Annotated in this window: 13 protein-coding genes and 1 tRNA gene; 10 read left to right on the top strand and 4 right to left on the bottom strand. The window is 69.4% G+C overall.

Annotated features, from left to right (window positions below):
* Nucleotides 1-5 precede the first annotated feature (5 nt).
* Nucleotides 6-992 carry an SMI1/KNR4 family protein gene (locus ACFWM2_RS14135; protein ID WP_383277975.1) on the bottom strand — a complete coding sequence of 329 codons (987 nt, stop codon included), beginning with the start codon at nt 990-992 and terminating at the stop codon, nt 6-8.
* Nucleotides 993-1,247: 255 nt separating this feature from the next.
* Between ACFWM2_RS14135 and ACFWM2_RS14130 the strand changes: the two genes are divergently transcribed.
* Nucleotides 1,248-1,751, top strand: a complete 504-nt coding sequence (locus ACFWM2_RS14130; protein WP_383277972.1) for a YwqJ-related putative deaminase — start codon at nt 1,248-1,250, stop codon at nt 1,749-1,751.
* Between the two features lie 130 nt (nt 1,752-1,881).
* The gene (locus ACFWM2_RS14125) at nt 1,882-2,376 is read left to right on the top strand and encodes an SUKH-3 domain-containing protein (RefSeq protein ID WP_383277969.1); all 495 of its coding nucleotides are present in this window, start codon (nt 1,882-1,884) and stop codon (nt 2,374-2,376) included.
* Nucleotides 2,377-2,480: 104 nt separating this feature from the next.
* Here the strand turns inward: ACFWM2_RS14125 and ACFWM2_RS14120 are convergent, their stop codons facing one another.
* Nucleotides 2,481-3,797 (bottom strand): sensor histidine kinase, encoded by a 1,317-nt coding sequence (locus ACFWM2_RS14120; protein WP_383277967.1) that lies wholly within the window; start codon nt 3,795-3,797, stop codon nt 2,481-2,483.
* Nucleotides 3,798-3,965: 168 nt separating this feature from the next.
* On the opposite strand from ACFWM2_RS14120, the gene ACFWM2_RS14115 reads away from it, so the two are divergent.
* From ACFWM2_RS14115 to pth, 6 genes are all read left to right on the top strand, one after another.
* The gene (locus ACFWM2_RS14115; RefSeq protein ID WP_383277963.1) at nt 3,966-4,838 is read left to right on the top strand and encodes a hypothetical protein; all 873 of its coding nucleotides are present in this window, start codon (nt 3,966-3,968) and stop codon (nt 4,836-4,838) included.
* Nucleotides 4,839-4,849: 11 nt separating this feature from the next.
* Nucleotides 4,850-4,920, top strand: a tRNA-Gln gene (locus tag ACFWM2_RS14110).
* A gap of 116 nt (nt 4,921-5,036) precedes the next feature.
* Nucleotides 5,037-6,485, top strand: coding sequence for a bifunctional UDP-N-acetylglucosamine diphosphorylase/glucosamine-1-phosphate N-acetyltransferase GlmU (glmU, locus tag ACFWM2_RS14105; RefSeq protein ID WP_383277960.1), 1,449 nt, complete (start codon nt 5,037-5,039; stop codon nt 6,483-6,485).
* A gap of 108 nt (nt 6,486-6,593) precedes the next feature.
* Entirely contained in the window at nt 6,594-7,568 is a 975-nt protein-coding gene (locus tag ACFWM2_RS14100) for a ribose-phosphate diphosphokinase (protein ID WP_383277957.1), read from the top strand.
* Nucleotides 7,569-7,728: 160 nt separating this feature from the next.
* Complete coding sequence (locus ACFWM2_RS14095; protein ID WP_383277954.1) at nt 7,729-8,322, top strand: 50S ribosomal protein L25/general stress protein Ctc; 594 nt, start codon at nt 7,729-7,731, stop codon at nt 8,320-8,322.
* A gap of 69 nt (nt 8,323-8,391) precedes the next feature.
* Entirely contained in the window at nt 8,392-9,003 is a 612-nt protein-coding gene (gene pth, locus ACFWM2_RS14090; RefSeq protein ID WP_383277951.1) for an aminoacyl-tRNA hydrolase, read from the top strand.
* Nucleotides 9,004-9,059: 56 nt separating this feature from the next.
* Here pth and ACFWM2_RS14085 read toward each other — a convergent pair whose 3' ends face one another.
* Nucleotides 9,060-9,779, bottom strand: coding sequence for a zinc-binding dehydrogenase (locus ACFWM2_RS14085; RefSeq protein ID WP_383277948.1), 720 nt, complete (start codon nt 9,777-9,779; stop codon nt 9,060-9,062).
* Between ACFWM2_RS14085 and ACFWM2_RS14080 the strand changes: the two genes are divergently transcribed.
* Entirely contained in the window at nt 9,729-10,163 is a 435-nt protein-coding gene (locus ACFWM2_RS14080; RefSeq protein ID WP_383277944.1) for a hypothetical protein, read from the top strand. The two genes, ACFWM2_RS14085 and ACFWM2_RS14080, sit on opposite strands and share 51 nt — an antisense overlap.
* A 371-nt stretch (nt 10,164-10,534) precedes the next feature.
* A complete protein-coding gene (locus ACFWM2_RS14075) occupies nt 10,535-11,023 on the top strand; it encodes a hypothetical protein (RefSeq protein ID WP_383277941.1) in 489 nt (162 codons plus the stop codon).
* Between the two features lie 126 nt (nt 11,024-11,149).
* Here the strand turns inward: ACFWM2_RS14075 and ppc are convergent, their stop codons facing one another.
* Nucleotides 11,150-13,882, bottom strand: coding sequence for a phosphoenolpyruvate carboxylase (ppc, locus tag ACFWM2_RS14070; protein ID WP_383277938.1), 2,733 nt, complete (start codon nt 13,880-13,882; stop codon nt 11,150-11,152).
* Nucleotides 13,883-14,006: the final 124 nt, after the last annotated feature.

Here is a 14,006-nt window from a genome sequence, read left to right as displayed (position 1 = left end):
GACGTTCACTCCCCCACCGAAGAGACGGCCACGGCGTGCGCGAAGCCACCGTCCACCATCAGGTTCGCCACGGTCTCCAGCTCCGGCGGATTACCCGCGAGCCGGGACAGGAACTGGTCGAAGTCGTCACCGCACGGCAGCAACAGCCGCTGCACCCGCTCGGCCGGCGGCCACGCGTCCTGGTCACGCACATCGTCGTACGCACAGAACCAGACCGACCCGATCCGGTCGCCCTTCACCTTCACGGCCAGCTGACCGCCCTGCACGAACCCGACACACAGATAGTCCTTGGTCAGGTGGTCGCGCAGACACTTGTTGATGTACACGAGGTCATTGACCGCCGCCTCGTCCCGCACCGTGAACAGCGGCTGGTCCACCAGCAGACCCAACTCCGCGTCGAGCGCGGCACCCACCGGCGCACAACCACCCGCCGCCTTCAGGAAGGACCGATAGGCACCCGGAAGCCGGTACCCCAGCTCCTCCTCCACACCCAGCACCTGCTGCTCGGTCACCGCCACCGACGACTTCGGCAGCCCGAAATGCGCCGGACGCGTCTCCTGAAGCGGCCGCGTACCCCGCTTGTCCTGGTCGACCACCGCCGTCGCGAGACCACCGTGATGACGCAACAACGCCTTCACCTCGACCGGCACCAACTCCAGCCGCCGCGAACCCGGCACGTGATGCCACGTCCACCCGTGCGGCGTCGCCACCGGCGGAATCGTGCCCCACAGGTCATGCCCGGTGGCGGCGAGCGCGGCATTCGCGGACACATAGTCCGTCAGCCGCAACTCGTCGACCCCGAAACCCTCCGGAGGCTCGGCGATCTCCGCGGCAGCACGCGCATACGGCGAAAAGTCGGGAAACCCGTGCTCGTCGATCCGTACACCCCTAGGGTGACGGGCGGCCCGGACCGGATCCGGGAAATGCACGACCTGCCCGGCGTAGGCCGCATTCGGCGGCGCGGCTTGCTGCCCGAGCCGACCTGTCGTCATGGCGGTTGCCCCCTGCGGCGTTCTGTATGGCTGTATGGATCGCGGATGTCGACAGCCTATGCGGTACGACGACACCGGTCACCGGGCCTCCGGTTCCGTGACCTGCCGTCACCTCACAGTGACGGTGCGACGAAGACCGGGCGTGTCGCGCCGACCCAGCTTCCCCACCCGCCACGGCGTTTGGCAGTCTGTCTCTCCGCACCGGGGGACGGTCACATCAGCGGCTGCCACCGCGGGTTGGGAGGGGATGACCACATGAACGCGACACAGACGGGCACGACCGGGGACCCACGCGTCGGCTGGAGCAGCACCGAGGCACCCGAGGCACCCACCATCCTGCACCGCCGCGACGGCATACTCCCCACCGTCGCCGCCGCCCTCTCCGTACGCGGCGCCACCCTCACCGGCACCGCCGCCCGCGGCGACCAGGCCCCCGCACTCCACCCCCTCGTCCAGGACTACCTGGACACCCTCGGCACCGCCCAGCGCGACCGCTTCACCGGCCGCTGCGCCGAAGCCATCCTCATCTCCCGCCACATCACGTCCGTCGACGCCACCCGCAGCAAACGCGCCGCACGCAAACCGATGACCAACGGCGAAGCCCGCAAAGCACTCAAGCAGGCCAAACTCACCACCCGCCGCATCCGCGAGGACGGCGACCCCCTGCACGGCAGCTTCGCCGCGCCCTGCCACTCCTGCACCGCGCTCAGCGACCACTTCGGCGTACGCATCGTCGACCCCGGCGCCCAGGACGACTGAACTCCCCCACACGCACGACGCACCACAACGCCGGCACCGCCCCCGCGCAGGGACACACCACCACCCCCCACCCCCGCGCACACACCACGGCGGCCACACCGGTCCACGGCACTCGACGAACGAAGGGCAGATGCACGCCGACCGCACCTCCACCACACGCTTCTCCGTCCCCGTGGACGCAGCACTGCGAGCCGCCGGATGGCAGCCGGGACGCTGGGACATAAAACAGGCCGAATACTGGGCCGACACCCTGCGCGAACACGTCTCCTCCGCCGGACACCGGCACACCGTGTTCCCCGCCGCCGTAGAAGCCTGGGCCGAATTCGGCGGCCTTCACCTCACCGCACAAGGCCCCGGCCGCCGCATCGCCCCCGTCGCCCTGCACCTCGACCCCCTGCACGGCCTCCACATGGCCCGCACCCTCGGCGACCTCGGCCGCGCCCTCGACACCGAGGTCTGCCCCCTCGGCGAGGAAACCGACACCCGCGCCGCCCTCGCCATCGACACCGAAGGCCGCGTCTACACCCTCGACCACACCGGCGACTGGTACCTCGGACCCGACATCGACCAAGGCCTCACCACCCTGCTGTCAGGCATCGAACCCGTACGCCTCACCGCCGGATAACCACCCCGGGCCCACCCGCCCGCCGCACCGCGGCGGGCACCACACCCGCACCGCGGCGCCCCTGGAGAAACCACCCACGCGCCGCCGGAACCACCGGCCGCCTCTCAGCCGGCCGCCGCCGGAAGCACCGCCGACACCCGGAAACCCCCCGCATCCGTAGGACCGGACACGAACACGCCCCCCAGCGCCGTAACCCGCTCCTCCATCCCCAGCAGCCCGTTCCCACCGCTCGGCAGACCCGCCGACGACGCCGAACCCGGCTCCGGCGGCGGCTCGTTCTCCACCTGCATCGCGATCTCCGACGACCGATGCGCAAGCCGGACATACGTCTTCGCACCCACCGCATGCTTGTGCACGTTCGTCAACGCCTCCTGCACCACCCGGTACGCCGTCTGCTCCACCTCCGCCGTATACGCCCGCACGTCACCCTCCACCGACAGATCCACGACCATCCCCGCGGCCGCCGACTGCCCCACCAACTCCTCCAGGTCCTCCAGACACGGGCCGTCCCCCACCTCGTCCACCACCCGCGACGCCGCCACCGCGGCCGCCACCCCCACCGCCGCCAACGGCACCGCGGAACTCGGCCCCACCCGCGCCGCCTCGCCCGTACGCAGCACACCCAGCATCTCGCGCAGCTCTGTCAACGCCTGCCGGCCCATGTCCCCCACCAGCGCAGCGTTCCTAACCGCCTTCTCCGGATCCTTCCGCGCCACAGCCTGCAGCGCCGCCGCATGCACCACCATCAGACTCACCCGATGCGCCACCACGTCATGCATCTCACGCGCGATCCGCGTCCGCTCCTCATTGCGCGCCCACTCCGCGCGCTCCTCCGCACGCTCCGCGAGCAACTGCAACTCCCGCTCCAGCGAATCCGCCCGCTCCCGCAGACTCTCCATCAGCCGACGCCGCGCCCCCACATACAGACCGAGCAGCACCGGAGGCGCCGTCATCCCCAGAGACGTCGTGATGGAAAGGAACGGAACGAACCAGTCACCTATCGTCAGATCGCCGCGCACCACATCCTGATGCGCCCGCACGAACGTCACGATCAACGTCCCCACCAGGGACATCCCCGCCAGCGCCCCGATGATCCGCCGCGGCAGCTCGGACGCCGCGAGCGTATAGAGCCCGACGACCCCCATCAGAAAGCCCATCTGGGCCGGCGTGATGGCGATCGACACCAGCACGACCGCGATCGGCCACTTCCGCCGCAGCACCAGCACCGAACCGGCGACAAGCCCGAACACGATCCCCGCCGCGACCGGCAGACCCGCGTCCCGCGCAAACGGAAAACCCTCCGCCGCGCACTCGATCGCCGACGCAAGCGCCAGACACGCGTCCAGCACCGCACTGCGCCACCTCGCCCACCACCACGGCCCTCTCCCGGCCGCGGTGTGGTCTTCCCCCGTCGTGGTCATGCCTCCAGCCTACGGGCGCCGGCCGCCCGTTTTCCGGTGAGTTTCGGGGACTGGCCTACACCACACTCCGTAATCGAACAGAAGCGAAACCTGCCGGTATCCCTCGAACTGCTGATTCGCTCACCGTTCGAACCCGGACGCCCACATTCCGCCACAACGGTGGACCCCATGGCACCTGCACACAGCAAATACACCGACTTCGAGGGACTGCGGGAGCGGGCGATGGCATTACGACGGGCGGGGCTGAGCCGACGCCAGATCCGCGACCGGCTCCAGGTCGACAACAACGACATCCTCAACCGCCTCCTCGACGGCGAGCCGGCCCCGGACTGGACGAAGCGCCCCAACGCAAAGGACGACCTCCGTAGCCGGGCCCGCGAGCTGCGGCTCCAGGGCTTGACGTACGACCGGATCCAGCTGGAACTGGGCTGCTCGAAGAGCTCCATCTCCTTGTGGGTGCGGGATCTGCCCAAACCGGAGCGACGGGATCCGTCCGAGCAGGCGAGACTCGCCGGACGGAAACGGTGGGAGCACGAACTGGCAGTACGGGACGAGGAGCGGCAGCGCACAAAGGCGGCCGCCGCCGCGGAGATCGGCGACCTTTCCGACCGTGAGCTGTCCCTCCTGGGGGTCGGCCTGTACTGGGCCGAAGGCGCCAAGGACAAGTCGTACGACCGTCGGGAGAAGGTCACCTTCGTCAACAGCGACCCCGGCATGATCGAGGTCTTCCTGCGCTGGCTCGACCTGCTCGGGGTGGAGCGGGACCGCCTCCGCTACTCCGTCATGATCCACGAGAACGCCGACGTCAAGGGCGCCGAAGAGTACTGGGCGAACCTCGTCGAAGCCGACCCCTCCGCCTTCTACAAAACGACGCTCAAGAAGCACAATCCCAAGACGGTCCGCAAGAACGTGGGCGCGGCTTATCACGGGTGCCTGGCGGTCAATGTCCGCCAGAGCGCCGACCTCTACCGTCGCATCGAAGGCGCTTGGTACGGCATAGTGTTGTCCGCGCGCGAAGCCGATCAGCAGAATCGGACATAACACGCAGACCATCCCGGGTCGTCTAATGGCAGGACAAATGGTTTTGGTCCATTGAATGAGGGTTCGATTCCTTCCCCGGGAGCTGCGCTCGAGCGGGCCCTGACAGTCAAGTCAGGGCCCGCTCTCATGTCCCCCCTGATACGCCCCGGTATCCTGCGGATGTCCACCCCCCAGCCATCAGTAGCCGAAGGGCATCCCGTGAGCGCCAACCGCCCGGCAGCCGTCGTCGTCCTCGCAGCGGGTGAGGGCACCCGTATGAAGTCGGCCACACCGAAGGTCCTGCACGAACTCTGCGGTCGCTCGCTGGTGGGTCATGTACTCGCCGCAGCGCGCGAGTTGGAGCCCCGGAATCTGGTCGTCGTCGTGGGTCACGCCCGCGAGAAGGTCACTGAGCATCTCGGCGGCATCGATCCGGACGTCCGTACGGCCGTGCAGGCCGAGCAGAACGGGACCGGGCACGCCGTGCGCATGGGCCTGGAGGAGTTGGGCGGCCGTGTCGACGGGACCGTCGTCGTGGTGTGCGGGGACACCCCGCTGCTGCGGGGGGAGACCCTCACGCGTCTCGCGGCCACGCACAGCGAGGACGGCAACGCCGTCACGGTGCTGACCGCCGAGGTCCCGGACGCGACGGGCTACGGCCGGATCGTGCGGGACGAGGCCAGCGGTGCGGTGACGGCGATCGTCGAGCACAAGGACGCGAGTGTGTCGCAGCGCGCGATCCGGGAGATCAACTCCGGAGTGTTCGCGTTCGACGGGCAATTGCTGGCGGACGCGCTGGGCAAGGTGCGTACGGACAACAGTCAGGGTGAGGAGTACCTGACTGATGTGCTCGGGATTCTGCGGGAGGCGGGGCATCGGGTCGGGGCGTCGGTGGCGGCGGATCACCGGGAGATCGCGGGGATCAACAACCGTGTGCAGTTGGCCGAGGCGCGCCGGATTCTGAATGACCGGTTGCTGGAGCGGGCGATGCTGGCGGGTGTGACGGTGGTCGATCCGGGGTCGACGTGGGTGGATGTGGCGGTGACGTTCGAGCAGGACGCGATCGTGCATCCGGGGACGCAGTTGGAGGGGCGTACGCATCTGGGCACGGGTGCGGAGGTCGGGCCCAATTCGCGGTTGCGGGATACGCGGGTGGGCGCGGGTGCCCGGGTGGACAACACGGTGGCGAATGGCGCCGAGGTGGGTCCGCAGGCGAGTGTGGGGCCGTACGCGTATCTGCGTCCGGGGACACGGCTTGGTCTGAAGGCCAAGGTGGGTACGTATGTGGAGACGAAGAACGCGTCGATCGGTGAGGGTACGAAGGTGCCGCATCTTTCGTATGTGGGGGATGCGACGATCGGTGAGTACTCGAACATCGGTGCCGCGAGCGTGTTTGTGAACTATGACGGGCAGGACAAGCACCACACGACGGTGGGTTCTCACTGCCGTACGGGTTCGGACAACATGTTTGTGGCGCCTGTCACGGTCGGGGACGGCGCGTACACCGCGGCGGGCTCGGTGATTACGAAGGATGTGCCGCCCGGTTCGTTGGCTGTGGCCCGTGGCCAGCAGCGGAATATCGAGGGCTGGGTGGCTCGTAAGCGTCCGGGGAGCGCGGCCGCGAAGGCGGCGGAGGTGGCTTCTCGGGAGCCGGCGGGCGAAGCCTGACCGGAAACAGGTGCGTCTGACACGGCGTACCGTGATAAGTGCACATCGACACCCCCAGCTGATACCACCTCGCATGACCAGCTGAGAGACCTCTGAGGAGACAGTGCTGTGACCGGGATCAAGACGACCGGCGAGAAGAAGATGATGTTCTTCTCCGGCCGCGCCCACCCCGAGCTTGCCCAGGAGGTCGCCCACAAGCTGGGGATCGGGGTCGTCCCGACGAAGGCCTTCGACTTCGCGAACGGTGAGATCTACATCCGTTATCAGGAGTCGGCGCGTGGTGCGGACTGCTTTTTGATGCAGAGCCATACGGCTCCGATCAACAAGTGGATCATGGAGCAGTTGATCATGATCGATGCTCTGAAGCGGGCGTCCGCCCGGAGCATCACGGTGATCGTGCCGTTCTACGGTTACGCGCGGCAGGACAAGAAGCACCGTGGGCGTGAACCGATTTCGGCGCGTCTGATCGCGGATCTGATGAAGACGGCGGGTGCGCACCGGATTCTGACGGTGGATCTGCACACGGATCAGATCCAGGGCTTCTTCGACGGTCCGGTGGATCATCTCTTCGCGCTGCCGATCCTGGCGGACTACGTGGGGGCGAAGGTCGACCGGAGCAAGCTGACGGTGGTGTCTCCGGACGCCGGCCGGGTGCGGGTGGCGGATCGCTGGTGCGACCGGCTGGACGCGCCGCTGGCGATCGTGCACAAGCGCCGTGACAAGGACGTCGCCAATCAGGTCACCGTGCATGAGGTGGTCGGCGATGTGAAGGGCCGTGTGTGTGTCCTGGTGGACGACATGATCGACACGGGTGGCACGATCTGTGCCGCGGCGGACGCGCTGTTCGCGCACGGTGCGGAGGATGTCATCGTGACGGCGACGCACGGTGTGCTGTCGGGGCCGGCGGCGGACCGGTTGAAGAATTCGAAGGTGAGCGAGTTCGTGTTCACGGACACGCTGCCGACGCCGGGTGAGCTGGAGCTGGACAAGATCACGGTGCTGTCGATCGCGCCGACGATCGCGAACGCGGTGCGTGAGGTCTTCGAGGACGGTTCGGTGACGAGCCTGTTCGAGGAGCAGTAAAGATCCTTTTGGGTGTGGCCTTCCTGCCGAGTAGACTGCTGAAGTTGCTCGGCGAGGGAGGCCGCACTTTTTTGTGCGGTGATCCGTTATCGACGCGCTCTTCGTAGCAGGCCGTTCGTGGCCGGGTGACCACCTTCCCCATGTACTACGAGGAGTGAACATGTCCGAGGTCAAGATCGCCGCTGAGTCCCGCACCGAGTTCGGCAAGGGCGCCGCGCGTCGTATCCGCCGCGAGAGCAAGGTTCCGGGTGTTCTGTACGGCCACGGTGCCGACCCGGTCCACATCACGCTGCCGGGTCACGACCTGCTGCTTGCGCTGCGTACGCCGAACGTTCTGCTGTCCCTGGACATCGACGGCAAGAGCCAGCTGGCCATCCCGAAGGCCGTGCAGCGTGACGCGATCAAGGGTTTCCTCGAGCACGTCGACCTGCTGCTGGTCCGCAGCGGTGAGAAGGTCAACGTCGAGATCTTCGTTCAGACCGAGGGCGAGCTGGCTCCGGGTGCCTACCTGCTGGAGCACGTGCTGAACGCGCTTCCGGTCGAGGCCGAGGCCACCCACATCCCGGAGTCGGTCACCGTCTCCATCGAGGGCCTGGAGGCCGGTGCCTCCATCCACGCCAAGGACATCACGCTGCCGACGGGCACCACGCTGGCGATCGACGGCGACGCGGTCGTGCTGCAGGTGCTGGCCGCTCAGGCGGAGGAGGCCTCCGCGGACGCCGAGGGCGAGGGCGACGCGGCCGCCGAGGCCTGATCCCCCGTATTTCTCAGCTGTCAGCCGCCGCTCCCGTCCGGGGCGGCGGCTGGCGCGTATCAAGGACACATGGGAGACGCGGACGTGACGACCGATGCCAGTGCCCCTTGGCTGATCGTGGGGCTGGGTAATCCGGGGCCCGAGTACGCCATGAACCGCCACAACGTGGGTTTCATGGTGGCCGATCTGCTGGCGGGGCGGATCGGCGGGAAGTTCAAGCGGGCCGGGAAGGCTCAGGCGCAGGTGATCGAGGGGCGGATCGGGCCGCCGGGTCCGGCGAACCGGCGGGTGATTCTGGCCAAGCCGATGTCGTTCATGAACGTGTCGGGTGGTCCGGTGAACGCCTTGCGGGAGTTCTACAAGGTGCCGGTCGAGCGCATCGTGGCGGTGCATGACGAGCTGGACATCGATTACGGGGTGCTGCGCCTGAAGCTGGGCGGGGGCGACAACGGGCACAACGGGCTGAAGTCGATGACGAAGGCGATGGGTTCGGAGTATCACCGGGTGCGGTTCGGCATCGGGCGTCCGCCGGGCCGTATGCAGGTCGCGGATTTCGTCCTGAAGGATTTCGCCTCGGGTGAGCGCAAGGAGCTGGACTACTTCGTGGACCGGGCGGCGGATGCCGTGGAGTGTCTGGTGATCGAGGGTCTGGAGCGGGCGCAGGGCACGTACAACTCCTGAATCCGGTGCGCACGTACAACTCCTGAACCCGCGGGGGGCGTTCGGGGGTGTGCGAGTCAGCGCAGCCGGAGGACGATTTTGCCTCGGGTGTGGCGCCGGGCCAGTTCGGTGTAGGCGTCCTGGACCTGTTCGAGGGGGTACGTGGCGCTGATCTCGACGGTGAGGTCGCCGGCGGCGATGAGTGCGGCGAGTTCGGCGAGCACGTCGGCGGTGGATGCGGACATGCCGCCGTCGCTGCGGGTGCCGTAGCGCTGTGCGGCGGGGAAGTCGACGACGGTGTTGATCCGGACGGGGGCGACGCCGAGGCGGATGGCGAGTTCGACGTAGCCGTCGCCGAAGGCGTCGATGAAGGCGTCCACGCCGTCGGGGGCGGCGGCGCTGAGCCGTTCCTCCAGTCCGTCGCCGTAGGCCACGGGTTCCACTCCGAGGGAGGCGATCCAGTCGTGGTTGGCCTTGCCGGCGACGGCGAGGACGCGGACTCCGGCGTGGTGGAGCAGTTGCACGGTCAGGGAGCCGACGCCGCCGGCTGCCGGGGTGACGACGACGGTTTCGCCGGGTGCGGCAGTGACGGCCCGGACGGCCGCGTAGGCGGTGGTGCCGGCGACGAAGAGGGATCCTGCTTCGTTCCAGCCGACGCCGGCGGGCTTGGGGGTGACCTGTCGGGCGAGCACGGTGACGTAGTCGGCCTGTGCGGCGCGGTCGTTGGTGAATGCTTCGAGCCGGGGGTGAACCGGCTGCGGGCGGCGTTCCTCGACCAGCGGGAGCGGGAGCTCCACAAGGACTGGGAGACGGCGACGGTGTCCGTGGAGGCGGGGCTGCGGGTGGCGGCGGGTGCCGAGCCGGACGATCCGCGGATGGCCGCGCTGGTGGGGGAGCTGTCGCTGAAGAGTGACCGGTTCCGGCGCCTGTGGGGACGGCTTGACGTGCGCCGGAGCGAGGGCGCGCGGAGCCGGCTGCACCATCCCGAGGTCGGTGATCTCGACCTGTACCGCGAGAAGCTCGCGATCACCGGGACCGACGGGCAGCTGCTGGTCCTCTATCACGCCGAGCCGGGGTCGGAGTCGGCTCGCTCGCTGGCCCTTCTCGGCTCGATCGCCGCGGGTACGGTCTCCGACGACATGCGGTCCGGCCGGCCGACGCGTACGTCCGCCGAGGACTGAGCGCTCGGCCCGCCGACACGGGCCGAGCGAGGCGCACGCCTCGACGGCCGTGCACGAGGCCCACCCTCGACGGCCGAGCGAGAGGCCCAGCCCTCTGCGGCCGAGCAGGAGGCCCATCCTCGAAGGCCGAGCGGGAGCCCCAGCCCTCGACAGCCGACCAGGAGCCGCACGCCCCGACGGCCGAGCACGAGGCCCACCCTCGACGGCCGTGCACGAGGCCCACCCTCGACAGCCGAGCGCGCGGTCCGGCGCCGGGGCCGTCCCCAAGGCGTCCCCGGCGGGTCGACGTACGCGTACAACTGGCGACTTGTCCCCGCCCTCACCCCCGGCCGGGTTGACCGAGCGCAGGGCCATGGCCAAGGATCGCGGCCATGTCCCCCACTGCCTCCTCACGTCAGAGCGCGTCCACGGCACTGCGGTTCGGACGGCTCGCCGCGATGGGCACGGTCGCGGCGCTGATTCTGGTCGCGGGGGTCTGGGGTTCCTGGGGTACCGCCCAGCACGTGATGCTGACGAAGGGCCGCGAGCAGGGGACGATGGCGGTGACGACGTGCGGTGAGGACACCTGCGCGGGCCCGTACACCCCGACGTCGGCCGGTTCGCGGGCCCGTGCGCGGGTCGTGATCGAGCGGTCGGTCGCGGTGCACAAGGGGCAGACGTACACCGTCGCCGTGAAGCCGGGCAGCAGCCATGTCGTCCGTACCGGCCCCGCGGGGCTCCTGTACGCGTGGGTTCCGCTGGCCGGGGCGCTGCTGCTCGCCTCGGTGGTGGTGGCGGGCGGTCTGCGGCTGACGCGCGCGGCGTGGCTGATGGCCGGCGTGGGGGTCGCCTTCCTGACCGCCACGTTCCTGGCCCTCTGAACCGGCCCGTTGACCCGGCCCGCTGACCTGGCCCCCCGCTCCGGCTCCTCGGCGCCGCGGATCGTCACATGACGGTGCCCCCCGCCCGGGACCGGGCAGGGGGCACCGTCAAAGGCTCCGTGGGCCTCAGCCCGTGTTGCGCAGCCCCGCTGCCACACCGTTGACGGTGAGCAGGAGTGCCCGCGACAGCAGCGGGTCCGGGGCGGAGCCCGCGGCGGCCTCGTCGCGCTGGCGCTTGAGCAGGGCGACCTGGAGGTAGGAGATCGGGTCCAGGTAGGCGTCGCGGATGGAGAAGGTCTGCTGGAGCACCGGGTTGGTGTCCAGTAGCTTCTCGCCGCCCGTGACCCGCAGCACCTCGCGGACGGTGAGCTCGTGCTCGGCGCGGATGGTGTCGAAGACGTGCTTGATTTCGTCGGGCACCAGGGTGTCGACGTAGTGCGAGGCGATCCGCAGGTCGGTCTTCGCGAGGGTCATCTCCACGTTGGAGAGGAAGTTGCGGAAGAAGTGCCACTGCTCGTGCATCTCGTCGAGCACGGTGTCCAGGCCCGCCTCGCGCAGTGCCTTCAGGCCCGAGCCGACTCCGAACCAGCCCGGCACGATCTGCCGTGACTGGGTCCAGCCGAAGACCCACGGGATGGCGCGCAGGCCGTCGAGCGAGACGCCCGAGCCGGGGCGGCGGGAGGGCCGCGAGCCCAGGTGCAGATCGGCGAGCTGGTCGACCGGCGTGGAGGCGAGGAAGTACGTCGGCAGGTCGGGGTCCTCGACGAGCTTGCGGTACCTGGTGTGCGCCGCGTCGGAGACGACGTCCATGGCGGCGTCCCAGCGGGCGAGGGCCTCGTCGGACTGGCGCGGGGCGGTGTGCAGCGCGGAGGCCTGGAGGGTGGCGGCGACCGTCAGCTCCAGGTTCTCCCGGGCGAGCGAGGGCACCAGGTACTTGTCGGAGATGACCTCGCCCTGCTCGGTCACCTTGATCTCGCCCTCCAGGGTGCCCCAGGGCTGCGCGAGGATCGCGTCGTGCGAGGGGCCGCCACCGCGGCCGACGGTGCCGCCGCGGCCGTGGAAGAGCCGGAGGCGTACGCCGTAGCGGTGGGCCACGTCGCGCAGCCGGCGTTGGGCGCGGTGGATCTCCCACTGCGAGGTGGTGATGCCGCCGAACTTGGAGGAGTCCGAGTAGCCGAGCATGACTTCCTGGACGTCGCCCCGCAGCGCGACCAGGCGGCGGTACGAGGGGTCCGCGAGCATGTCGTCGAGGATGACGTCCGCGGCGCGCAGCTCGTCGGTGGTCTCCAGCAGCGGCACGATGCCGATCTTCGCCCAGCCGGCGTGCAGGTCGAGGAGTCCGGCCTCGCGGGCGAGGACGGCCGCGGCGAAGACGTCGTCCGCGCCCTGGCACATGGAGATGATGTACGACTCGATGACCTCGGGTCCGAAGATCTCCAGGGCCCGCTTGACGGTCTGGAAGACGCCGAGGGTCTTCTCCCCCGCCGCGTCCACCGGTGCCGGGCTCGGGGCGAGCGGACGCCGGGACCGCAGTTCCTTGGCGAGCAGCTTGGTGCGGTAGTCGCGGGGCATGTCGGCGTAGCGCCAGGACTCCTCGCCGAGCCGGTCGAAGAGCTGGCCGAGGGCGTGGTGGTGGGCGTCCGCGTGTTCGCGTACGTCCATGGTGGCGAGCTGGAGGCCGAAGGCGGCGAGCGTGCGGATCGTACGGTTCATGCGGCCGTCGGCGAACAGCGCGCCGCGGTGCTCGCGCAGTGAGCTCTGGATCTGGGCCAGGTCGTGGAGGAGTTCGGCGGTGCCGAGGTAGTCGCGTCCGTCCACGTGGGGGGTCCCGGTGGCCAGCCGCTTCTTGGTGTTCTCCAGCTTCTGGCGGATGCAGGTGGCCTTGAGCCGGTAGGGCTCCTCGGCGTTCAGCCGCTTGTAGCGGGGGCTGATCTCGGGGAGCCGCTCCAGGTCGGTCTGGAGGGAGGTGAGGAGCTCTTCGGTGGCTCCGGTGTACCTGATCGAGTTGGAGAGGAAGCCACGCAGCTCGTCGATCAGCTCCAGGGCGTCGTTGATGCCGTGCTCGTGCTGGAGGATCAGGACGTCCCAGGTGACGGCCGGGGTGACGTTCGGGTTGCCGTCGCGGTCGCCGCCGATCCAGGTGCCGAAGGTGAGCGGGCGGCTCGCCTCGGGCAGCGTCACGCCGACGCGCTCCAGCTCGGCGGTGAGGTCCTCCAGTACGTCGCCGACCGCGCCGGCGTGCAGCTCGTCGAGGTAGTAGATCGCGTTGCGGGCCTCGTCGGCGGGCTCGGGGCGGACCACGCGCAGTTCGTCGGTCTGCCAGACGAGGTCGATGTTCTCGGCCAGCCGGGTGTCGTAGCGGCGGCGGTCGGCCTCGATGACCGGGGTCTCCAGGAGCGCGGCGATGCGCCGCAGCTTGTTGAGGACCGAGCGGCGGGCGGCCTCCGTCGGGTGGGCGGTGAAGACCGGCCGGACGTTCAGGTGCTTGACCGTCTCGCGCAGGTGGTCGGGGTCGGCGTCCTTGAGCCGGTCCGCCGTCCGGGCGAGCAGTCCGCCTTCGGCCGCCCGCTTGGCGCGCAGCTCACGGCCGCGGTGCACCTGCTCGGTGACGTTCGCCAGGTGGAAGTAGGTGGAGAAGGCGCGGACCAGCTTGGCGGCGGTCTCCAGCTCCGTGCCGCGCAGCAGCTCGGCGGCGGCCTCGCCGTCCTCGCGGGTCAGGCTGCGGACCTTCTCGACCAGTTCCAGGAGCTCGGGGCCCTCCTGCCGGACGAGGGTCTCGCCCAGCAGGTCGCCCAAACGCCGGATGTCGGCGCGCAGCTCGCTGCTGGTCGTCGTGGTCTGATCGTCGGCACTGCTCACAGGTGCGGCTCCTTGCAGTGTTGAAGCTCGTCTGAAGCTCGTCTGGGAGGGAACCCGGGTGGCGACCGCGCGGCGGGTGCCGCATAGGGACCGTGGCATCCGGGAAGAAATCAGAGCGGACCGC

The sequence above is a fragment of the Streptomyces sp. NPDC058371 genome (assembly GCF_042723265.1).
Taxonomy (GTDB): domain Bacteria; phylum Actinomycetota; class Actinomycetes; order Streptomycetales; family Streptomycetaceae; genus Streptomyces.
This window is presented reverse-complemented; position numbering and strand designations above follow the sequence as displayed.